This is a genomic window from Propionivibrio dicarboxylicus (assembly GCF_900099695.1).
GTDB classification, from domain to species: domain Bacteria; phylum Pseudomonadota; class Gammaproteobacteria; order Burkholderiales; family Rhodocyclaceae; genus Propionivibrio; species Propionivibrio dicarboxylicus.
In genome coordinates this window covers 29,885-51,301 of record NZ_FNCY01000007.1, presented here as the reverse complement: position 1 = coordinate 51,301, position 21,417 = coordinate 29,885, and the positions used below count along the sequence as shown (strand labels likewise).

Sequence of the window (21,417 nt, the reverse complement as noted above, 5' to 3'; positions counted from 1 at the left end):
ATTAGTTGCCGCTGATCGCTTGTAGCTTGCGTTGCATCTCTTCGCGCTTGATTAGCCACTCTTCTTCGAGCAAGCCCAGACGGTATATGTCTACGTATTGACCGTCGACAAGATGATGTTGGCGAAAGATTCCTTCAACGGCAAATCCGAATTTCTGGTGCATTTTTATTACCGGTGTATTGAATGCGAGTACTTCGCAGTGAAGCTTGTGCAGTTGCTGTTTGCTGAATACATACTCGATGGCCAGGAATTCCATGAAGGATCCGGTACCCTTGGGTACATTCGGGGCGGTATAAAAAGCCCATGAACAGTTGTTATTAATTCGATCAATCTGCGTGAATGCGACGATGCCAAGCGGTCGATCTCCGCGCTCGAACATGAAGTATTGCTGGTCTTCTCGTTGTCTGGTACGAGCCCACCAGGCGAGGTGTTCCGCGCTCGATATTTCATGCCGGGTGTACATGTTGGCGCGTACCGCCGGAGCGTTTCGCCAAGCTCGCATCACCTCGAGTTCGTCGTCGTTAATTGTTCGTAGATTTCCGAATGCGCTCATTGGGTCGCTCCATTTACTCCCGAAACGTCGAGAAGATGCGCCGCGACTGAAGCGGTGCCGAGACCATCGCATATATCGGCGGCTCGTCGCGATAGATGATGCAACACGCTGTGGTCGTGTTGCATCTTGTGCAGTGCTCTTGGCAATTCCGACGCGATGCTGTCGATTGACGAAATGCCAATGGCCGCACCGCATTGCGCCAAGGCAACAGCCGCTTCGGCCTGATTGTCGGCAAGTACCAGCTGGATGGTCGGAAGTCCCAGGCAACAACGTTCCCATGCGGTGCTGCCAGCAGCACCAATCGCGAGATCGCTGGTTGTCATCAACCCGGCCATATCGCTGACGCCGACGAGTACCTGTGTTGCGAAGGGCATCTGTCCTGCAAGTGTGCGCACGTCGCTCTGCCACGGTGCATGCGGGCCCATGACCACAATGACGCGCGTATCAGCGGGCAACGTTGCCTTGCTCATCGTCTTCAACACCAGCGAGGTGACGTTATCCTTGTCAACGCCGCCCATGTTCAGGAGAACTGTCTTCAGGTCGGGTGAAACGCGCCGAGCCAGGCTTTCAGAACGCCGCTGCGCGAATCCCGGGCGAAGGAGCGCGTAGCGCGGGCCTGTCAGCGCGATCGCATCTGCCGGTATCAGATGCTCATAGTCGGATGTCTTCCGACCTAGGTTTTGATCGAGGAGTAATTCGCAGTGATGCGGCCGGTCGGCGAGATCATCGATTGCCATGATGCGCCGGCAGCGAGGACGCATCGCTCTTTCCCAGCGTTCATCAAGCGCGTAGTGGTCGACGACGAGCCAATCCGGATGATCACTGTCGATGGCGCGAATTGTCTCGGTTGCATCATCTTCCCAAGACGTTCCGAGCCAGGCGGCATGGCCGGTCTCCAATGCGCGATTTAGCTCGTCGTTTTTTCGTGCAGGCAAGAGGGTGCCCTGGTGTCCGCGGGCCGTAACGTATTCGATCAGATGTCCGTCGTGCGCCCTGCAGAAAAACGTGCAGGATGCGCCTCTGTCGCGGAGCGCGTCGGCGAGCGTCAGGCAGCGCATGACATGGCCGTTTCCGATCCGGATCGACGCGTCTGTGCGGAATGCGATACGCATTGCGGAGCCGTTAGTTCAGGCGCTTGAATCCAGCGTGGCAGATCGGACCGGCCAGAAGCTCGCCTACGTCGCGTCCGTTCTCGCATTCGCATATCGTCGCGAAAATCGGATCAAGTGCCGTGAAATAGGCGTCAACGACAGCCGGCGTGTGCTCCGTACAGACGTAGACGCTGTTTCCGGCCAGGAAGCCTTTTCGCAGCATTTCCTGCGTGATCAGCGTTTTGTAGGCCAATGCATTCTGACTCTTGAAACTAAAGCCAGTCAGTGCAGGAAGACCCCAGTGGTCGATGGATAGACCGTGTTTTTCAGCGAGTTTTTGCCAGCGGTCGCGAATGCCAAGTCCCGTTTGTGTGATGTTCTCCCATGAACGGGTTTTTTCCATGACATCGAGTGTCGCCAGTGCTGCGGTCGGGCCGATGCGTTCGGTCCAGAATGTCGAACTGATGAAGGTCGATTGCGCCGCTTCCATGACCTCTCGACGCCCGATGGTTGCAGTGATGGCATAACCGTTCCCCAGCGCTTTTCCAAACATTGCCATATCGGGTTCGACACCATAGAGCTTGTGCAATCCGCCGAATGTTTGTCGGAAGCCCGAGGTGCATTCGTCGAAAATCAGAACGATGCCTTTTTCAGTGGCCAGCTGACGTACCTTGTGCAAGAAGTTGTCTTGGGGGCCGTTATTACGAACAACTTCCATTTTGATGACACCGATATCCTGCGCATTCACCAGTGCTTCCAGTTCGGCGAAATTGTTGTAGGAGAACGGGAATACAGTGCCACGCAAATTGCGGGGAACGCCATTTGGTTCGAGTCCCGGCAACAGATGACCGTCGAGGCCCTTGTTATCGCCAAGGTTGACCGACAGGTACCAATCGTGCCAACCGTGATATCCGCAGATGGCGACCTTGTCGCGTCCGGCGGCCGCTCTGGCGATACGGATGGCGATTGCATTGGCTTCCCCGCCGGAGCGGGCAAAGCGGGCCATGGCAGCCCACGGGTGGAGCTCGATCAGCTTTTCGGCGAGATAAACTTCTTCCGGGCAGTTGAAAGTTGACATGTTGCCAGCATCAACCGTCCGATGGACCGCCGCGTCGACATCCGGGTGGCCATATCCCAGAACGTTGGTGCCGATCCCCATGATCGACACGTCGGTGTATTGATTCCCGTCGAGATCCCATACTTGGCACCCCTTCGTTTTGGAGAAGTAGGCAGGCCACAGGTCGGGCAGAAACATCTCGGCCCGTTTTGAGAGCAGCATGTTGCCGCCGGGGATGACTTCCTTGGCGCGTTTCCAGAGTTTCTGGCCGGTTCCTATCGTTGCGCCTTCATTGCGTGTGATCTCTTGATTTTCCATGAATAGCTCCTTTTCCTTCTCTTGCAAGGCAAGCACGTCCAGCCAGGGGAAGTGGATGTTCGGGGAGAAATGTTCGAATACCCTGGTTATGACCGTGAGGTCGGCTGGTTCGTCCACTGTCCAGCGAAGTGCGGAAAGATCTTTGTCATGCGTCAGTGTCGCGCACTTGAATTTTCCGGAGTTGCGCAGGTACGGTGTGACGTGCTCCCGATCGAAGGGCGCCTGCGTCTCGATTGCGGCTTGTTCCAACGCGGCAAAGCTAAAGACTTCGGTGTCCAGTCCGTCCGGAAAGGTCGGTGGAGCGCTATTGCTGAGATACTCAACGTTCTGCGCTGCAAACTCGCGGATGCAGCGATCGACAAGCCCTGGATCAACCAATGGGCAGTCGCCGGTGATGCGAATGACCGTATCCGCCCCCGATTCTCTTCCTGCCGTGATAAATCGGTCGAGAACGTCATTTTCGCTTCCGACGACACAGCGAAATCCCAGCGCGCGCACCAGCGCGATCATCGGTTGATTACGCGGATCTTCCGAGGTGGCAACGACGATTTCATCGATCTCTTTCGCTTGGGCAAGGCGGGAGAGAAGCAATTCAATCATCGGCTTGCCACAAATCGGTTTCATGACCTTGTTAGGCAGGCGCGTTGAGCCGACGCGAGCCTGAACAATGGCGACGGTTTTCATAGCGAATTCCAGTGAGCGGGGTTGAGCAGCAAAGGGTCGGTTGGCGACGACCAATCAGGGCGTTCGGAATAAGCCGTCTGGGCAGCGATCACGATTTCCTTCAAATGATCGGCCGAGTCGACGCCGACGACTATGCGGGAAATTTCGGGGTGCGATGCAACATAGCCGATGCAGGCGTCCAGGGGCGACTGGCGCGTCCTCTCCAGCCAATCGTCCCATGCCCGCAGAACAGGTGCAAAACGCTCGAATTTCTTCGGACGCGCTGTTGCTGGCATCAGCAAGAGCCCTTGCAGGAAGGTGGAGCGAGCATGAATTTCGATGCCTTTGTCGTGCAAACGCCGCGCCCAGCCGGTCTCGATCAAGCGTCGATCAAAAATATTCAGAGGTGACTGAACCAGATCGAACTGATGGTTCGGGATCAGGCTGTCAAGTTCGCTCGGCTCATAAATGGAAATGCCAATCTGGCAGACCTCTCCGGCTTCCTTGAGCGCACACAGTTCAGCATACAAGGCATGGCCGAAGGGCGCGTGCAATTGTGCGGGACGATGCAGCAATACGCCCTGGAGTCTCTTTTGGCGCAGACGGCGTTTCGATGCCTGGATTTCTTCCCGCATCCATGTACCGATGTCCTTGGCATGTCCGTTGAATTCCGGAAGTTTTGTAATGACCTTGAAGTGTTCAACGCCGATGTCGCCGAGGACAGTCTCGCTATTCCCGTAGCCGACTGCCGTGTCGAGCGTGTCGATACCGGTAGTGCGGGCGAATTGAAGAATTGCGCGAGCCTCTTCGCCTGGAACCTGGCCAGCTTTGTTGGCTATGCCATACGGCAGACCGAATTGAACAGTTCCCAGCGCAAGCTTGTGTTCAGCGGTCAATGAGATTTTTCCTTAACAAGGAAATGGCTACCCATTCTTGCTTGTCGTCCGTAAATTCTGGCAGTCCGTGAGCACCGATCCGATGTGCATAACAGGTGTATGCCGGATGCCAATCGAACAGGCGGCGAAAATCCATCTTCGTCGAAAGGATGCCGGGTTTGTGATGATAGGGGCGGCGGACAAACGAAGATGAGTGGAAGTCGTGAATCAGCAACCACGCTGGAGCTTTCAAGACCCGATCCGCCTCGGCGGCAATGCGAAATAAATCTTCCGGGTCGCAGAGGTAGAGGCAAAACCCGAATATCACGATGTCAAACGATGCGGTTGGCCAGGGCAGTTGTTCGGCTGTGCCGCATACGGCATCGATGCTCCTTGCGCGTGCCGCGGCGACCGCCTTTGCCGAGGGATCTATGCCGGCGACCTTGACGCCATATTCGGCGGCAATCCACTCCAGCCTTTTCCCTTCTCCGCAGCCGATCTCCAGCACCGATAGCGATGTGTTTTCGCCGAGCAGGGGGGGGATTACCTCTTGCAGTACCTGGTATAAAGGGTCACTGGCCTTGTCGCGTGTGGCTACGACTTCATGGTTGCGTTCGAACCAGGCATCGGCTTCGGATGCGAGAAAAACCTCTCTTTGGCATGTGCTTTTCATTGTGTCGAGTTCCCGCCTTCAAGAATCGTGCGCAAAGTCGCTGCGACCTTGATCTGCTGTACTTCTTGCATGGTTGGAAATAACGGGAGTGTCATCGCGCAGCGGTAGTAGCGGCATGCTTCTGGCCATTCGGTCGCATCGAATCCCATGCCGGTATAGTACGGTTGCATGGGTACCGGGATGTAGTGAAGGTTAACGGCGATGCCTGCTGCCCGCATCTGCTCATGCAACAATCCGAGGGGCTTGCCGATGGCATCGATGTCCAGCCGAACGACATAGAGATGAAATGCGGAGTATGTGTCCGGATGTAACCATGGTGTGTCAAGCGGCAGTCCGGCAAGTAGTTCGGAGTATGCTTGCGCCTTCCGGTGACGAATCGCGACATAGTCATCAAGTCTGTCCAACTGACTGACACCCAATGCCGCCTGAATTTCCGTCATGCGGTAATTGAATCCAAGCGCTAACTGTTCGTAGTACCAAGGCCCCTCGGAGGAGCGAGTCAGTTGCGATGGTTCGCGACTGATGCCGTGACTGCGCAGCAGACGCATACGCTCGGCGAGTCTTGCGTCCTGCGTTGTCGCGACGCCGCCTTCAGCCGTGGTAATGATTTTGACGGGATGGAAACTGAATACTGTGATGTCGCTGAATCGGCAGTCCCCGATCGGCGTTCCGAGATATTGGCCGCCGATTGCATGCGACGCATCTTCGATGATGGCGAAGCCGAATTCCTGTCCGAGTGCGTGAATTGCACGCATGTCGCAGGACTGTCCGCACATGTGAACGGCGACGACGACCTTTGGCAACCGGCCGGCTTTGGCAGCAACTTCAAGTTTCTCGCGGAGCTTGATCGGCGATATGTTGAAAGTATTCGGATCGATATCGACGAAGTCCACCTTTGCGCCGCAATAGAGAGCACAGTTTGCCGATGCGGCAAAGGTGATCGACGACGTCCATAAGATGTCGCCCGGGCCGAGCTCGAGGGCCAGGCAGGCAATATGCAATGCCGATGTAGCGCTGTTAACGGCGACCGCATGCTCGACTTTGACTTTCCGAGCCAGTTTCTCCTCGAATCGCGGTACGACCGGACCCTGTGTCAGAAAGTCCGATCGGAGCACCGAAACGACTGCATCGATGTCTGCTTCTGTTATGTCCTGTCGTCCGTACGGAATCATCGTCAGATCTTTCCGATTTTGTCGCTGTTGGCGGCAATCCAGCTTTGCAAGGCCGATGCTTCCATCCATTCCGAGTTGTTGTCGCTTGTGTAGCAAAAACCTTCGGCAACCTTGGTCCCGTTCTTGATCCGATTGGGACTCATATGCCAGTTGTGGATCGCCGGGAGAATCTTGAAATGTTCCGGATACTCGTATGAATAAAGAGCATCTTCTTCACTGATCATCTGCTCATGAAGTTTTTCACCCGGACGAATACCGATGAAATCCAATTTGCATTCTGGGGCGATCGCTTTGGCCAGGTCGACAACTTTCATCGACGGGATCTTTTTTACATAGATTTCCCCGCCTTCCATGTCTCCAAGCGCATGCCAAACAAGTTCGACGCCCTGTTCCAGCGAAATCATGAAGCGGGTCATGCGCTCATCCGTGATCGGAAGCACGCCGCTATTGCGGATTGACATGAAGAAGGGAATGACAGAGCCCCGCGATCCCATGACGTTACCGTAGCGAACGACGGCAAAGCGGGTGTCGTGCGCACCGGAATATGAATTGCCGGCAACGAACAGCTTGTCCGAAGCAAGTTTGGTCGCGCCATACAGATTGATGGGGCTGCTCGCCTTGTCAGTGGACAACGCAACAACCCGCTTCACCCCTTTGTCGATGCAGGCATCGATGAGATTCATGGCGCCATTGATGTTGGTCTTGACGCATTCGAACGGGTTGTATTCGGCAGTCGGCACAATCTTTGTGGCGGCGGCATGCACAACGTAGTCGATACCGTTGAGGGCTCGGTAGAGACGGTCGCGATCCCGCACATCCCCTATGAAGAAGCGAACCCGTTCGTCTCCGGCAAATTTCTTTGCCATCTCCCATTGTTTCATTTCGTCGCGGGAAAACACGACAATTCTTCTGGGCGAGTACTTGGCCAGGGTCATCGGCACGAACGTATTGCCAAATGATCCTGTTCCGCCGGTTACGAGAATGGATGAGTTCTTTAGCATGGTTGCAGTATCATGGATTGGCGAGGATTTCTTGATATGAACTGCGGCGGACGACGTTTCCTTTGCCGAGTTCGAAAATGATGTTGCAATTTCTTAAAGTGTTGATCCGATGCGCAATGATCAGCACGGTGATATCCGCTCCGAGTGCATCGACCGCTTTCATTACCGCTTCTTCGGTGTCGTTGTCGAGCGCGCTGGTGGCCTCGTCGAATATCAGGACATCGGCCTTCTTGTATAGCGCGCGAGCAATTCCGATACGCTGGCGTTGGCCTCCGCTCAAGCGTACGCCCCGTTCGCCGACTTGCGTTGAAAAACCGTCAGGCCAGGATTCGATGGTGTCCAGCAATTGTGCCCGCCGTGCGGCATCTGTCACGAGATCCATATCGATCTTGTCCGCAGGAATCCCGAAAGCAATATTGCTGGCAATCGAACTGTCGGCGAGAAATACAGCTTGCGGCACATGAGCAAGATGTAACTGCCAGCGAGGCAGGTTTTTGTCGTCAAGTGGAATGCCGTCGACGAGAAGTCTTCCGCGCGTTGGCGGCAGGAGCCCCATGACGATATCCAGGAGTGTGCTTTTGCCACAACCGGTTGTTCCGATAAAACCGACTTTTGCCCCTTTCGGGATGGTTATCGATATCCCGTTGAGAACCCAATCGGAATCGGCCGCGTAACGAAACCAGACGTCATCGAGTTGCAGGTGGTGTTGATGAGGCAAGAGACTCAAATCGTCCGCCGACAGGTGAGTCGGGAGCGGTTGTTCCAGCAATGCCAAAGTATCGGCGAGCGAGGCTTGGTTTGATTTGATCGAAGACCATGCCTGGAAACACTGCTGCAGCAGGGGGAGCATCCGCTGCGCGCCTAAAGCGAGGGCGCCGAGTACCGGCATGGCGCCGATTACCCCTCCGTCGGTTGCGGTCAGTTGATAGGCGAGCAGGGCAATCAAGAGCATTCCCATCGCTTCCATGACAAAGCGGGGACTCTGTGCAATGAATGCGCTGTTGATTTGAGCATTTCGCATCGACAGATCGGCACGGCGAAAGATGGAGCAATAAACAGCTTGGCTGCGATCCAGCAATACATCGCGTATGCCGCCGAGTCCTTCCTGAAGCGAGCGGATAACTTTACCTGCTTCGTCTGCGACGAGCCGGCTATTTTCGTAGAGACGCCGGTGCGTAAGTTTTGCTACGCCGCCATATATGGCGGCAAATCCGGTCAATGCGATCAATGACACAACGGGGTCTACGCTGACAAGCGTCAGCAGAATGGCGCTAACAACGGCGAATGAACTGATGATGGTGATGACCGGAAGAATGACATAGCTGCTGATTCCGGCGGCCTTGCTGTAGACTCCGTTGATGATTTCGCTGCTGTTTCGGCTGGTGTGCACGGTATATGGCTGGTGCAGAGTCTTCCGATAGACTTCGAGTGCCATGTCGGCGCCAATGGCATAGGCGATCTTCGTTTGTACCCAAACCAGGAGCAGCCGCATTGCACCGGCGATCACGATGGCGATGCCAAATATAATCGTGATTGGGGCGAGTAAGTCTGTCGGTTTGGTCAGCGCTAAAACATTGGCGCACCATTGTCCCCACGGATGGGCAAATACTTTTTCAGGTGCCGTCAGAGCCGCAAGGAAGGGGAAGATCGCGCCAATGCTAATCATCTCTGTTGCGGCGACCAGCATCATCAACGTCAGTAGAAGATATAGTTGCCTGCGCTGATGGCGATCGATATGCGACCACAAAGCGCTCAGGAGACAGGTCAAAGAAGAATGGGGATGCATTGATCCTGTTTAGGGGGTATGTGCGGGTGAGAAGGCGATTCGCCGGATAACAGCTAACAACTCATCGATGCCGCGTTGTTACCGATAAGATCGGGTTGTCTCCATGCGTATGCAATTCGGGAACTCCCCGCCGATGGTGTTTGGCTGTCGATTGAAGTTCGCGAACCGGAGGCGACCCGGATTCAGGGCAAAGTTGGGCAGGCTACCGCCCTGTCGTTCTACGATCGACAAGCGCGCTTCTTTGGAGATGCACAAAGCAAAACCGAATGAGGGATGCCCAAATTTGCGTTGAGAGAAGGCGGATTGTGCCACAAACGCCGGTTCTTTTGAATGTTCCGGCTGCAGGATGCGATAGGGGTAACTCAGATTTACCGACTATGGCATCAGTCTCTTTTTCAGCCTACCTTGCGTAATGCCGTCGGCGCCACACGGACGCTCACCGGCCTGCTCATCAGTTCGATCAGCACCATGACGCGTCGTTCACCGTCTGCCATCTGGTAAATGCCTTCGATGCCGGCAAAGGGGACTTCTGTCAGGCAAACGCGTTCTCCCGGCGAGAAGATACGCGCCGGAGTGGTGTGTACATCGGCCTCATGCGCCTTGAGGTGGTCGATCAAGGTGTCATGCACCTTGGCAGGGGATGTGCCGAAACTGACCAAGCGGCTGACGCCCTTGGTGGAGCGGATGGGTCCCCAGCTTTTTGCCGAGTCATCCAGACCGAGGTGGATGAAGAGATAGCGGGGAAACAGCGGCTCTTCGCTGAGCGCCAACGCGCCGCGACAGATTTTTTCGCAGGGCAGCGTCGGGAGGTAGCACTGATACCCTTGCCGCACAAGGTTCTCCAACGCACACTTTTCTTGTTTGGGTTTGGTATGGACGAGATACCAGTGCATTGCGCAACCTCCCCAAAAGTCAGCCAGCGACGGATTCTACTCTTTGGGGCTTGATGCGGCAATTTATCTGCAGGGAGCAGTTCTTTGGTGTGGCGAGAGATTAGTTCAGCAGTTGTTGTACTTGTACAGTTCTGCTGAAGTGGACTCCTGTATATGACAGGTGGTAGAATGTTCAAGTTCAAACAGAAATTGTAGGAAACGTTTTCGCTACTCGCGCTTGCCGATCGTGACACGGCAAGGCGGTAGCGTGCCCGAAGCGGTATTGACGTCGGTCCCGCGCCTCAATGTGCCCACATGACTAGTCGCCAAGCTAAAATCCAGGAAGATACTCATTTTAGGATCATGCGGATCCTGCAAGATAACCCGGACCTCACACAGCGAGAACTGGCCGAGAAACTCGGTATCAGCGTCGGAGGGCTGAACTACTGCCTCAAAGCGCTGATTGAAAAAGGTTTGGTGAAGATGAAAAATTTCGCTCACTCCAAGAATAAGTTCGGCTACGTCTATGTGCTCACGCCGAGCGGAATGGCCGAAAAAGCGGCCATTACCCAACGTTTTCTGCAGCGCAAGATGAACGAATACGAGGCGTTAAAGGCAGAAATTGAGGCTCTGAGATCTGAGGTTGAAAAGGCCTGCGCGAAGGTTGGTCAAGAAGTATGACCAATGTGATCGCCTCCAACTCCCCGCGGTGGTACAGAGACTCGTTTGAGGACGCTAACCAGCGCAGGCTTTTCAAGGCATCTTTTGTTTGTGGTTGGTGCTGAGAATTCGTCTTCGCTTGTAGAGCAGCATCTGGAAAAACGGTGCAATACGGAATATAAGCGACAATATACTGCATGTCGTCTTTAAGGTAGAGAGAAAATTATGGATAATATTCAACCTATTTTTGTTACACAGCCCTACCTGCCACCATTAGAAGAATTCACGCCTTATCTAGAGCATATTTGGAAAAATAAGATACTCACTAATGGAGGGCCCTTCCACCAGCAATTGGAGCAAGCCCTTTGTGAGTACTTGGGCGTTGAATATGTGGCTCTCTTCTCCAATGGAACACTGGCCCTAATCACTGCTTTGCAAGCGTTAAGGGTTGCGGGAGAAGTCATTACCACGCCCTACAGCTTTGTCGCAACAGCCCATTCACTTTTGTGGCACGGTAACAAACCTGTTTTTGTCGATGTGGAGCCGCAAACACTGAATATGGATCCCGCAAAGATTGAGGCCGCAATTACCCCCAAGACGACTGCAATCATGCCGGTTCATTGCTATGGGAACCCGTGCGACGTTGACGCTATCCAAAAAATCGCTGACAACTACAACTTGCGTGTCATATATGATGCGGCGCATGCTTTTGGTGTGCAGTGCCAACGAGGTAGTGTGCTTAATTATGGTGATTTGTCCATCCTTAGCTTTCATGCCACCAAAGTATTTAACACGTTCGAGGGTGGGGCTATCATTTGCCCGGATGCGAAAACTAAACGGCGGATCGATCACCTGAAGAACTTCGGCTTCGTTGATGAGATTACTGTTGCTGCCCCTGGCATTAACGCAAAGATGAGCGAAATTAACGCTGCTTTCGGGCTATTACAACTAAAACATATGCCTTATGTAATGGAACGCCGTGCTGAAATTGATTCTCACTATCGTCGTCGGTTATGTGGGGTTAGAGGAATACGCTGCGTTTCTAGTTCGGGACAAATTGTCGCCAATCACTCCTATTTTCCGATTTTGGTAGAGTCCGACTACTCTATGTGTCGCGATGAGCTCTATCAAAAGTTAAAGGATAACGGAATTAATGCGAGACGTTATTTCTATCCGCTGATAAGTGATTTCCCTATGTATCGGGGGCTCCCGTCAGCTGTCCGTTCAAATCTCCCTGTGGCAGCCAAGGCTGCGGAGCAGGTGTTGTGTTTGCCGATCTATCCAAGTCTCAGCGACGAAGCTGTTGAACGGGTTATCAATCTAATTATAGAAAGGACTTGAACATGGGAAAAAGAATTCTCTTTCTTGGTGCTGCGCCAACGCAGGTTCCCCCTCTTCATTATGCGCGAGCCCAGGGGCATTACATCATCACTTGTGACTACTTGCCAGATAACCCAGGACATAAGCTTGCAGACGAATGGCATAACGTAAGCACGACAGACAAAGATGCTGTGCTCGAGCTCGCGAAACAACTGAAAATTGATGGCATCGTTGCATATGCGTCAGATCCGGCGGCGCCTACGGCCGCCTATGTCGCTGAGAAAATGGGTTTGCCTGGAAATCCCTATCAATCAGTCCTCACTTTGGCGCGCAAGGATCTATTTCGTGCCTTTTTAAAAGAGCATGGCTTCAATGTGCCTCGCTCGCAGTCTTTCTACGATCGTGAGGAGGCTCGCGTTTGGCTAAGCGAAATCGGGTTGCCTGCATTTATTAAACCAGTTGATTCTTCTGGCAGCAAAGGCGTTACCAAACTAACTAATGCTAGCGAGTTCGATAAAGCATTCGATCACGCCTTGAATTATTCGCGAGAAAAGTTAGTGGTAGTGGAACAGCAAATTGTCCGTACTCGTTACCAAGTAGCGGGAGATGGCTTCATCGTGGATGGCAAGTTGGTTTTTCGCAGTTGGGCAGATGAACATTTTGACAAATTATGCAATGGCTTAGTGCCAATTGGTCAGACTTTTCCCACGTCGCATCCGAAACCCTGGTTGGAGGTGGCTCACGCAGAATCGCAGCGTTTACTTAGCCTGTTAGGCATGAAAACTGGTGCGCTCAATTTTGATTATGTATTTGATGAGAGTGGTAATTTTTATTTTTTGGAATTGGGGCCTCGTAATGGGGGGTGCCTGATTCCTGAAGTGATTCGCTATGCCACAGGCATTGATTTGATCAAATATACGGTTGATGCAGCAGTGGGTATTCCTTGCCATGCATTGAAAATGGAGCCGGCTAAAGGATTTTGGTCGAGCTATATGGTGCATTCGCTGGAAGATGGTGTTTTCAAGGAATTGTGGCTTTCGGATCGGGTGCAAACAAAAATTGTCGAGCAGGATATTTACGTTAAGCCTGGTGATAAAGTAAGAAAATATCTCGGATCAAATGACACGCTTGGAACAATGATTCTCAAATTTGAGGATTTGAACGAAATGTTAGAAATGGTCGATAACATGGAAAATGATATTAGGGTCCAAGTGGAGTGAAGATAAATAAGGATATTATTGCTCTTATAGAAAGCGAAAATTCTCGCCATTGCGGTGGGTTTGTCAGAAAAGACCTAGGAGAGTATTTAACAAAAATTTCAACACATGCAGAGGTTTTATCTCTTTACAACTCAGATAGCTTATTGGGATTTGTTTTCTTTTATTGCAATGATCCGAACAAGATTTTGTGTTATCTAAGTTTGATATGTGTGGCCGATTCGGCGAGGAAAACAGGAGTGGGTCAATCTCTGCTAGATTATTCAAAACAGATTTGTAAGAGCAAGGGGTTTCAGCGCTACCGGCTGGAAGTGTTGAAAGTGAATAATGCCGCAATTCGATTTTATAGCAAAAATGGGTTCAGAGTTGTGGATAGTAGTGAAGATAGTTTTTTTATGGAAGTCGAATTAATTTAAATTGTGTTTATACAATATTTTTGATCAATGGTTGATAATATAAGAAAGAATATAATATCAAATTTGGCGGGCCAGTTATATGTATCGGCAATAGCTATTTTGGCAACGCCACAGTACTTGAAATTGATGGGAGTGGAGGCATATGCTCTAGTAAGTATCTTCGCGTTAATTCAGTCCTTATTCAATATGCTTGATCTTGGACTTAGTCCAACATTGGCCAGAGAAACGGCGAGAACCAGAGGTGGGGTGGATGGTTTTGCCGGTTTTTTTGATGTATTGCGTGCAATTAATATAGTTTTTATGTTTATTGCAATTGTTGGGTGCGTATTTCTGGTGGCCTCTTCTGGATATATTTCGAGATCGTGGCTCAATGTTGATAGACTAGACGTGTCAGAGGTTCAATTCGCTCTGGTCGCGATGGCATGCAGTATTTGTATGCGATGGATGTCGGGTTTCTACCGGGCTACAGTTACCGGGTTTGAGAAATTTTTGTGGTTAAGTGGATGGAATAGTATTGTTGCTACGCTTCGATTTGTAGCAGTTATTCCGGTATTGGTTGTGTTCGACGGATCGTTTATCGCTTTTTTTGTTTTTCAGGTCATGGTTGCAGCGATCGAAGTATTTGGGTTGATCCAAAAAAGTCGACGATTAATTCGGAATAATTTTGGCGAAGTTAGAAGTAGTCGAAAGTCGGTCGTTGAATCATTGAAGCCAGTGTTTGGTTTCTCTTCTGGGATTGCATTTACGTCAGTGGTGTGGGCGCTAATTACGCAGTCTGACAAATTAGTACTTTCAAAGCTTCTGAGTTTGTCCGATTATGGATTTTTTTCGGTGGGTGTGCTTCTCGCGAGTGGTGTAGTGATGTTAGGGGGGCCAATAACGAGCGCAGCAGTGCCGAAAATGGCCCTGCTCCATGCTTCTGCTATGCATTTGGAAATGCAGGTTCTTTATAAACGAGTTAGTCAATATACGGCGGTAGCGGTAGTTCCAGCGACACTTGTATTGTATTTTTATTCAGGCAAGATTATTGAGTTATGGACCGGTAACTCTTTAGTTTCGGATCAAGCCAGTGAGGTATTTGCGTTCTATACGTTAGGAAATTGCTTAATGGTGCTCGCGTCACTCCCTCTGTTATTGCAATACGCAGAAGGGAAAATAAGGCTGCATGTTATTGGAAATTTTATTTACGCGTTGGTCTATTATCCCGTTCTAATTTGGTCAGTTAAACGTTTTGGAGTGGAAGGGGCATGTTGGAGTTGGCTGCTTATTAATTTGATTTCTCTTGTGTTGTGGACGCCTGTGATTCACTCGGCTCTCTTCAGAAACGGGCATCTGAGGTGGTTACGTGATGATTTGTTAAAAATCGCTTTGCCGTGCTGTATTTTTGTTTATGCTTCCAAAGAATTGATAAATTTCACAGGCGATAGAGTTTTGGATATCAGCATCTTGCTGATCATTTATTTAATGTCATTAGTTTTCGGGGCTGTTGGATCCAGTAATATTCGTAAGACGGTGTTCGATAGGCTGTCAGAGAATAACTAGCGGAAGACATTCGTGGCGTTATACATTTCAAAAGAGAAATTTCAAGTGTCATTGAAAGGCCGGGCCTTACTAAGGAAGCATGAGCTCATCAATGAAATTAAATCGAATCGATTCTTAAAATGGTGCTGGGGAGGGGTGAAAAGATCGATAAATATGGTGAATAGACGAGGTGCCGATGTGACGTCGTCTAATGTTAATGGCGATTTGGTGGTTATATTTAGGCACGTTCACATCAGTAAGGATAAAGCAAGATTTCCAAACAAATCAAGGCCTGAAGGGTTTAGTCATCTAAAATGCTTGATTAATTTAATCGATACGATTTCAGAAAGTCGGAATAGAAATAGAGTCAAGGTTTTCATTTTTTATAATGGAACGCAAGAACAGTTGTTGGAGGACGGGATATCTAAATTTTTGGAGAATTGTTCGGTTGACGTAACCGTTAAAATCGTTGATGCGACGTCAGCTGTTGAGTCCGTTCTGGCAATGTTTGATGCGATTAACTCCGTTGTTTCCAATGATGATGATATCGTCTATGTTCTCGAAAATGACTATTTGCACGCCCATGGTTGGGTCGATGAGGTATTTGAGCTAAGCAACTCGAAAATTAAGTTCGATTATATTTCACTTTACGATCATCCAGATCGATACAAGATGCCTAATAATTATAAAAAATCAACTATTTTTGTCACCAATACTAGACATTGGGTTAGCGCTCCTTCGACGTGTGGAACATTTTTGTTCAAGAAGTCTGTATTTAATCGGGATTTTAAATATCTATATTCCACGAAAAATGATCACCAAATGTTTAAGCGCCTAACGGTTAAGTTAAAGAGAGTGCTATTAACCCCTATCCCCGGTTTGGCAGTTCATTGCATGAGCGAACATCTGGATCCCGTTTGCAGGTTGGAGAAATGGCTAACGGAATTCGAAAATGAGTAATATTATTGTTTTTGATATCGATAAAACTCTGGTTAAAAAAAATTTGCATGAATTGATTATTAGTAATTGGCTTGGAGGCTCTTATTTGCGGCGTGTTTCGTACAAGATTGTGTGCGCAATAATATCCGCGCTCCCACATCGTAGTTTGAGGAGGCGATTTGAGTACTTCGTGATGTTTCTTATTTGCGATCATGATATTCAGCGTTTTACGATTGATATTATGGGTGACGCGAACATGGTTAACTTGAGGCTAATAAATAGAATCGACCGTTACCGCAGGCTTGGCATTGAAATGGTAATGGTAACAGCGGCGCCTAGTAACGTCGTCAAACATTTGTCGCTCCATTTAAATATTCCAGTCTATTCAAGTAGATCCATATTCGGCTTTCTCTATAGTGATTTGCTCGGTAAAAAGTACAGGATTTATAAACTCCTTGAGTTACAGGGGCGGAAGATAAAGTCGATTTATTCTGATAGCCCTCTGGATTTTTATAATTTGTCAAAAAATTATCTCGTTCTAGATAACTTTACACTCACAATAGCTAGATGAAAGAATTTATCCTCGGTATTCTTCCTGGGGCTGTATTTTTCTATCGATATTCGCCTCGTTTTTCGGTAGGACGTATGGTCGGTTTGCTGTTAATGGAATTTGCACCGTATTTATTAATCGCTGTCATCAACTCTATTAATGTCAAGTTTGTTTTGTTTGGTTTTGTGTTGGTGTATGGTATTTACGATTTTGGATATCTGCACAATGATTACAAAGCGGAAAAGGAGCGTAGTGGAGCGACCATTAGGAGCCAGTTTTCTGAATTTAATTATTTGGCATTTGCTATTTATCGTGTTCCGGTAGTATTTTTTGTGTTCTACTATTTGGCATCTCTCGGCGGCGGAGATATTCTAAAATCTATTGCTATCACTGCTTGCATTGTTCCCTTTTTTATAATACACAACGAACTCCGGTCTCCTCGTGCAAGAATTATTACCTTTATTGTATTAAATGGATTAAAAATTGTCTCAAGGATTATACTGCTTGGGCCGAATTGTCTGTATTTTGTTTTTTCCGCGATGCCGCATTTGGTAATTAAGTTATTGCACTACCTTGGGGCAAAAGAAATTGTCCTGGTTGATGATAAAACGCTTAAGTCGATAACTTTGCAGATATATTTTGGTTTTCTTACGCTTCTATTATTTGTAGACCCATTTCTTGTCGTTGCTGCGGTGCCGTATTTTCTTAATCATGCGAAATCAATTTTTCGTGATTTTATAAAGGTTAGGACTCTGTAAAATTGCGAGTTGTGTATGTTGTTCGACAGGTGTCTGTTGAGTGGAGTTTTGTTTTTAATGGCTTTATCCCATATTTTTATATTTGTTAACGACTATTGCTAGGATATGACATTGGCCAGTATTTTCAGAAGAAAGCCGAGATTGATATGGTTGTTGGCGCATGTGGTGATTAACGTCTATTATTCGGTGCTAATTTTTTCGACAAATAGGTTGTACGGTGAAACCAACGTTGTGCAAATTGGTGAGAGTACACCAATTTTCTTCATTCTTGTATTGCTTGTGATGTCGTTTGTATATTTTAATCTCATTGTCTTCAATTTTTCTTATCGAATTTTCCCGATCTCGTTCCGTGTTGTTCCGAGCCAAATTGAAATTGATAGAATTGGCATTTTGATATTGGTGTTACAAATTTCTTTTGCGGCATATTCCTTTTTTAGCGGGTCACGTTTGGCTGGTTCTGGCGCCAGCGATGCTTCACTTATTTCTCAAATTTGGGTTCTTATTCCCATTGATGTTATTTTTTTACTATATTATGGTGCGTACAGAGACGAGAAGTATTTTAAATACAACCTGGGAGTAAACTTGGTTTCGAATTTGCTTCGTGGTTGGTTTGGCATTGTTTTGACAATTGTGTTTATCGAGTCTTGCCAGCTTGTTAGGAAGCGTAGATTAACATTCCCTAGATTTTTAGCTATTCTTTTCGCTTGCGTCGTGGCATATCCCGTTTTGTACTTTGGAAAAATTTTTGTCCGCTATTACGCCTTTCTGGATGATGTAACTGTAGATGGTTTTCTCTCTCAACATGTTGATGTTGATGTTATTTCCCTGCTCGAGATTGCGATTTCACAGATTGGTAATCGTATTCAGCTTATTTCTAGTGCGATTTCTACTTATGAATTGTCAACTGAATTAGAGCGGATGGTCATGGACGGGAATGTCTATCCGTTTTGGGCAGAAGGGCTGCATTCCTTAGCTTTCGATAGGCTATTTTCTGAGCCTCATAAGCTTGATATTGGGCAAGCGATAGCTAATATATTAGATCCATTTTCATTGGTTGAGAATTGGAATTCAAATCCTACATTTATTGGATGGTTTTTCGTTCTGCCGTATTTTTGCATTTTTCATGTGATTTATGGAACTGGTCTCGTGCTGGTATCTTCTTTAGCTTTCAGAATGGTATCCGGAAATGAAATTTCTAAAGATATATTTTGGTATATGGTGCTCGTACTGTTAATACCAGGTTGGTATGGTGCATTTGTTTTATTTACTTATTCGTGTGTGTTGTTTTTAATTATGCATTTGCTCGTCGCGAAGTTTAGAGTTCCGCGTTAGGCTTTAGGACATCAATGGATTGGCGAAGTTTTTTAATTAGGTTTCTTGCTATGTTGTGTTTTTATCGCCTCTTGACAAATTGTTGTAGGGTTGAAAATAATTTTCCAGAATATACTTACTAAGAGTTTTTTGTGATAACGGCAAATCTGTTCCATATAAAAGCAACTAATGGCTTGTTTTTCTACGGGCTCGACTATTTGAATGAAAATGTTGATCTCGTTCGAACAATATTGGTTCGCCCGTCTCTGGAAAAGCGGGTAAAAATGGCTTTTCCTAACACCGAGGTCGTTGGCTGTTCGGTAATGGAGTATTTGCGTCGGCTTCGAATTTCGAATCGGCGCGGAGATCTGTTGTACACCCCAACATCACATCCGATTCCATTTTTCGATACGCAATTGATTATACTGCATGACGCGTATCCATTCGAAATCGGAGAACTTGCACGGTTTAAAAAGTGTTTGCTCCGATGGTCATTGCTCCTGTCTAACTGTCGAATTGGATACATTAATCGCAGCGATGCCATGCCCTTTATTGCGGATCTTGGAATTCCGGATCATAGGATGTTTTTTGCGCCGAATCGTTTTCCGGCCCCAGCTGCGATTGACCTAGTGGGGCGTAAGCTAGATGGCGTCACATGCGTGGGTTTGTTAGGCACTGATTCCAGTAAAAAGAATTACGAACGACTATTTGAAGCAGTTCGGCGTGCCGTACTGTCGCAGAACCTAGTCTTTCGTGTTTATGGGCACCTAACTGATTACTTCAGTTATATTTGTAAGCTTTTCCCTGATCTTCGCATTGAACTGGTCAAAAGTGATGATGTGACTCTGAATGATTTTATGAATTGCGTTGATGTATTAGCATCGGCCGCAGAACAGGAAGGATTCGGGCGGCCAATTGCATCTGCATTATTAGCCAAGATGCCTGTTGAATTACTTGATCGACCGGTGTTTAGGGAATTCTTCACTGGCGGTGCGCGGTTTCATCCCGATATTGATGCTCTTGTGCAGTCGCTCCCGCGACACGGAGATGAGGGTAGTCCTTTTCAGTATTCGCCTCCGAGAGATGTGGTTGCGGCTTACGCTAGCGCGAATGATGAGATTCGTCGGTTAGGTTCCTCCATCGACCTTAGCTGATGCCGCTCGTTGGTTCCTTATATGTTTTGATACTCAATCGTCTATGTTCCAGTCAGCAGAGAAAATTACACTTTCTATCGTCAGTCACGGTCAGGCCGCTCTTGTCAGAGAGTTGCTGAACGACTTAGCTGCGTTATCACAACGAAACTTTGAAGTAATTATTACCGTAAATCTTCCGGAAGATGAGTCTTTGTACCAAGGCTTCGTATTTCCGTTACATATCATTCGTAATGCTTCACCTAAAGGTTTTGGAGAGAACCATAACGCGGCGTTTGAGTATGCAAGTACTGCTTGGTTTGCAGTAGTTAATCCAGATATCCGGATTCAATCGTTGGATTTCGTTGTCTTATTAGATCCATTCAAGAGTAAATCGGTTGCAGCAGTGGCGCCTGTGGTTTTGTCTGCAGAGGGGGCGGTTGAGGATAGTGCGAGGAGGTTTCCTACATTTTTTAGATTTGCACGGCGCGTAGTATTTCGACAACGCAAATCGGACTACGATATCCAATCTGCGCCGTATCAAGTGGACTGGGTAGCAGGCATGTTTATAGCGTTCCGTAGGGAAGCATTTCAGCAAGTTGGCGGCTTTGATTCTCGTCGCTTCTATATGTACTTGGAAGGTGCCGACATTTGTCGGCGTATGGGCAAGAATAATTGGCACGTTGTTAGTGCAATGAGATTCTTGACTGGTCTGTAGCGGATGTTTCTAAATGCTAACGGGCACCAGGGCTGCGGTTTTCAGCAGTGGCATCTACGTTTGCAGTTGATTCGCGCTGCTCGACGAACTTATTATCAGCCTCGATAAGCTCTTCTGTGTAGGTAATTCGGAAAGAGTGATGGCACCCGAGAATAGCTTGCGTTGCTACTTCTCGCTGGGTAACTAGGTTGAAGTCGTGCTGGTACAATGTCTATTGTGGGTATGTTGGCCATGTGCAGTGGCTGTTTCTCTGTCGCCGTTCGATTTGCGGTCCGGAAAATTGCGTCCATGCTGACTCCCTCGCTACTTGAAGGAGCTAGAGGCCGTCGAGCAAGATTGCCGGAGGCGGAAAATGTGAGTTTTCCTTCGTGTATGTGGGCACGGATATATAGACTTAGTGCTACTCATAGCAAGAACTCTGTCCACTGCAGTTTGCCCTCGTCGCTGGAACACGGTGATCGTCGGCATTTCGCCAGACTTGTCGCATAAGGCTGTGGATGTCGTCTTTAGAGGCGACTCCGACCTGTGTCAACAAGATATCTTTATGAATGATTTACAGAATGCAAGAATTCGAACGGCTGACTCAGTGTAAATACCAAGCAGATGGAGCTTTCTTCCTACGAATTGTGCTCCGCATTACATTCCTCTGGTTGACGTTTGCGGAGAGCGCTTGGGCTTACGTAGATCCTGGTAGTGGCATGTTGATCTGGCAGGGCCTGATTGCGGGTGTTGGGGCTGTGCTGATTTTTGTTCGCAATCCGATTCGGGCTATAAGAAATCTGATTGACTGGATCAAGGGCAAATGAGGGACCCTCA

Annotated in this window: 21 protein-coding genes; 12 read left to right on the top strand and 9 right to left on the bottom strand. The window is 48.7% G+C overall.

The window, feature by feature from the left end; translation table 11 throughout:
• Position 1: 1 nt before the first annotated feature.
• From pseH to rfaH, 9 genes are all read right to left on the bottom strand, one after another.
• Complete coding sequence (gene pseH / locus BLR25_RS09850) at positions 2 to 553, bottom strand: UDP-4-amino-4,6-dideoxy-N-acetyl-beta-L-altrosamine N-acetyltransferase (protein ID WP_091937107.1); 552 nt, start codon at positions 551 to 553, stop codon at positions 2 to 4.
• A complete protein-coding gene (gene pseG / locus BLR25_RS09845) occupies positions 550 to 1,665 on the bottom strand; it encodes a UDP-2,4-diacetamido-2,4,6-trideoxy-beta-L-altropyranose hydrolase (RefSeq protein ID WP_091937105.1) in 1,116 nt (371 codons plus the stop codon). The genes pseH and pseG overlap by 4 nt, the downstream gene beginning before the upstream one ends.
• A gap of 10 nt (positions 1,666 to 1,675) precedes the next feature.
• Positions 1,676 to 3,703, bottom strand: a complete 2,028-nt coding sequence (locus BLR25_RS09840; RefSeq protein WP_091937103.1) for an aminotransferase class III-fold pyridoxal phosphate-dependent enzyme — start codon at positions 3,701 to 3,703, stop codon at positions 1,676 to 1,678.
• Positions 3,700 to 4,578, bottom strand: coding sequence for an aldo/keto reductase (locus BLR25_RS09835; RefSeq protein WP_176785826.1), 879 nt, complete (start codon positions 4,576 to 4,578; stop codon positions 3,700 to 3,702). The genes BLR25_RS09840 and BLR25_RS09835 overlap by 4 nt, the downstream gene beginning before the upstream one ends.
• Positions 4,568 to 5,230, bottom strand: coding sequence for a class I SAM-dependent methyltransferase (locus BLR25_RS09830; protein WP_091937099.1), 663 nt, complete (start codon positions 5,228 to 5,230; stop codon positions 4,568 to 4,570). Before BLR25_RS09830 ends, BLR25_RS09835 begins: the two co-directional genes overlap by 11 nt.
• Positions 5,227 to 6,471: a UDP-4-amino-4,6-dideoxy-N-acetyl-beta-L-altrosamine transaminase gene (gene pseC, locus BLR25_RS09825; protein WP_245715521.1), complete on the bottom strand. Its 1,245-nt coding sequence runs from the start codon at positions 6,469 to 6,471 to the stop codon at positions 5,227 to 5,229. Before pseC ends, BLR25_RS09830 begins: the two co-directional genes overlap by 4 nt.
• The gene (gene pseB, locus BLR25_RS09820; protein WP_091937095.1) at positions 6,405 to 7,403 is read right to left on the bottom strand and encodes a UDP-N-acetylglucosamine 4,6-dehydratase (inverting); all 999 of its coding nucleotides are present in this window, start codon (positions 7,401 to 7,403) and stop codon (positions 6,405 to 6,407) included. Before pseB ends, pseC begins: the two co-directional genes overlap by 67 nt.
• Before the next feature lie 10 nt (positions 7,404 to 7,413).
• Positions 7,414 to 9,189, bottom strand: coding sequence for an ABC transporter ATP-binding protein (locus BLR25_RS09815; RefSeq protein ID WP_091937093.1), 1,776 nt, complete (start codon positions 9,187 to 9,189; stop codon positions 7,414 to 7,416).
• Positions 9,190 to 9,584: 395 nt separating this feature from the next.
• Positions 9,585 to 10,082, bottom strand: a complete 498-nt coding sequence (gene rfaH / locus BLR25_RS09810) for a transcription/translation regulatory transformer protein RfaH (protein WP_091937091.1) — start codon at positions 10,080 to 10,082, stop codon at positions 9,585 to 9,587.
• A 294-nt stretch (positions 10,083 to 10,376) separates the two neighbouring features.
• Here rfaH and BLR25_RS09805 point away from each other — a divergent pair, with 294 nt between their 5' ends.
• The 12 genes from BLR25_RS09805 (at position 10,377) to BLR25_RS09755 (ending at position 21,407) form a co-directional block, all read left to right on the top strand.
• Positions 10,377 to 10,742: a MarR family EPS-associated transcriptional regulator gene (locus tag BLR25_RS09805; RefSeq protein WP_091937089.1), complete on the top strand. Its 366-nt coding sequence runs from the start codon at positions 10,377 to 10,379 to the stop codon at positions 10,740 to 10,742.
• A gap of 204 nt (positions 10,743 to 10,946) precedes the next feature.
• Positions 10,947 to 12,062, top strand: a complete 1,116-nt coding sequence (locus BLR25_RS09800) for a DegT/DnrJ/EryC1/StrS aminotransferase family protein (protein ID WP_091937087.1) — start codon at positions 10,947 to 10,949, stop codon at positions 12,060 to 12,062.
• 2 nt (positions 12,063 to 12,064) lie between these two features.
• On the top strand, positions 12,065 to 13,261 hold the full coding sequence (locus BLR25_RS09795; protein ID WP_091937085.1) for an ATP-binding protein: 1,197 nt from the start codon (positions 12,065 to 12,067) through the stop codon (positions 13,259 to 13,261).
• On the top strand, positions 13,258 to 13,674 hold the full coding sequence (locus BLR25_RS09790) for a GNAT family N-acetyltransferase (RefSeq protein ID WP_091937083.1): 417 nt from the start codon (positions 13,258 to 13,260) through the stop codon (positions 13,672 to 13,674). The genes BLR25_RS09795 and BLR25_RS09790 overlap by 4 nt, the downstream gene beginning before the upstream one ends.
• A gap of 27 nt (positions 13,675 to 13,701) precedes the next feature.
• Positions 13,702 to 15,216, top strand: coding sequence for a lipopolysaccharide biosynthesis protein (locus BLR25_RS09785; RefSeq protein WP_091937081.1), 1,515 nt, complete (start codon positions 13,702 to 13,704; stop codon positions 15,214 to 15,216).
• 12 nt (positions 15,217 to 15,228) lie between these two features.
• Positions 15,229 to 16,155, top strand: coding sequence for a hypothetical protein (locus tag BLR25_RS20980; RefSeq protein ID WP_143009820.1), 927 nt, complete (start codon positions 15,229 to 15,231; stop codon positions 16,153 to 16,155).
• Positions 16,148 to 16,705, top strand: coding sequence for a haloacid dehalogenase-like hydrolase (locus BLR25_RS21940; protein WP_091937076.1), 558 nt, complete (start codon positions 16,148 to 16,150; stop codon positions 16,703 to 16,705). The genes BLR25_RS20980 and BLR25_RS21940 overlap by 8 nt, the downstream gene beginning before the upstream one ends.
• Positions 16,702 to 17,442 carry a hypothetical protein gene (locus BLR25_RS09770; protein ID WP_143009819.1) on the top strand — a complete coding sequence of 247 codons (741 nt, stop codon included), beginning with the start codon at positions 16,702 to 16,704 and terminating at the stop codon, positions 17,440 to 17,442. The genes BLR25_RS21940 and BLR25_RS09770 overlap by 4 nt, the downstream gene beginning before the upstream one ends.
• Positions 17,443 to 17,553: 111 nt before the next feature.
• Positions 17,554 to 18,774, top strand: a complete 1,221-nt coding sequence (gene wzy / locus BLR25_RS09765; RefSeq protein ID WP_143009818.1) for an oligosaccharide repeat unit polymerase — start codon at positions 17,554 to 17,556, stop codon at positions 18,772 to 18,774.
• A 131-nt stretch (positions 18,775 to 18,905) separates the two neighbouring features.
• Complete coding sequence (locus tag BLR25_RS20975) at positions 18,906 to 19,907, top strand: glycosyltransferase family protein (protein WP_143009817.1); 1,002 nt, start codon at positions 18,906 to 18,908, stop codon at positions 19,905 to 19,907.
• A gap of 43 nt (positions 19,908 to 19,950) precedes the next feature.
• Entirely contained in the window at positions 19,951 to 20,601 is a 651-nt protein-coding gene (locus tag BLR25_RS09760) for a glycosyltransferase (protein ID WP_091937070.1), read from the top strand.
• Between the two features lie 560 nt (positions 20,602 to 21,161).
• Positions 21,162 to 21,407 carry a hypothetical protein gene (locus BLR25_RS09755; protein ID WP_143009816.1) on the top strand — a complete coding sequence of 82 codons (246 nt, stop codon included), beginning with the start codon at positions 21,162 to 21,164 and terminating at the stop codon, positions 21,405 to 21,407.
• Positions 21,408 to 21,417: the final 10 nt, after the last annotated feature.

Coding starts and splice junctions, on each gene's coding strand:
- BLR25_RS09815 (WP_091937093.1), bottom strand. CDS start 9,189: ATGCATCCCCATTCTTCTTTGACCTGTCTCCTGAGCGCTTTGTGGTCG.
- rfaH (WP_091937091.1), bottom strand. CDS start 10,082: ATGCACTGGTATCTCGTCCATACCAAACCCAAACAAGAAAAGTGTGCG.
- BLR25_RS09785 (WP_091937081.1), top strand. CDS start 13,702: ATGGTTGATAATATAAGAAAGAATATAATATCAAATTTGGCGGGCCAG.
- pseH (WP_091937107.1), bottom strand. CDS start 553: ATGAGCGCATTCGGAAATCTACGAACAATTAACGACGACGAACTCGAG.
- pseG (WP_091937105.1), bottom strand. CDS start 1,665: ATGCGTATCGCATTCCGCACAGACGCGTCGATCCGGATCGGAAACGGC.
- BLR25_RS09795 (WP_091937085.1), top strand. CDS start 12,065: ATGGGAAAAAGAATTCTCTTTCTTGGTGCTGCGCCAACGCAGGTTCCC.
- BLR25_RS09800 (WP_091937087.1), top strand. CDS start 10,947: ATGGATAATATTCAACCTATTTTTGTTACACAGCCCTACCTGCCACCA.
- BLR25_RS09755 (WP_143009816.1), top strand. CDS start 21,162: ATGCAAGAATTCGAACGGCTGACTCAGTGTAAATACCAAGCAGATGGA.
- pseC (WP_245715521.1), bottom strand. CDS start 6,471: ATGGATGGAAGCATCGGCCTTGCAAAGCTGGATTGCCGCCAACAGCGA.
- BLR25_RS09830 (WP_091937099.1), bottom strand. CDS start 5,230: ATGAAAAGCACATGCCAAAGAGAGGTTTTTCTCGCATCCGAAGCCGAT.
- BLR25_RS09805 (WP_091937089.1), top strand. CDS start 10,377: ATGACTAGTCGCCAAGCTAAAATCCAGGAAGATACTCATTTTAGGATC.
- pseB (WP_091937095.1), bottom strand. CDS start 7,403: ATGCTAAAGAACTCATCCATTCTCGTAACCGGCGGAACAGGATCATTT.
- BLR25_RS21940 (WP_091937076.1), top strand. CDS start 16,148: ATGAGTAATATTATTGTTTTTGATATCGATAAAACTCTGGTTAAAAAA.
- BLR25_RS09770 (WP_143009819.1), top strand. CDS start 16,702: ATGAAAGAATTTATCCTCGGTATTCTTCCTGGGGCTGTATTTTTCTAT.
- BLR25_RS09760 (WP_091937070.1), top strand. CDS start 19,951: ATGTTCCAGTCAGCAGAGAAAATTACACTTTCTATCGTCAGTCACGGT.
- BLR25_RS09840 (WP_091937103.1), bottom strand. CDS start 3,703: ATGAAAACCGTCGCCATTGTTCAGGCTCGCGTCGGCTCAACGCGCCTG.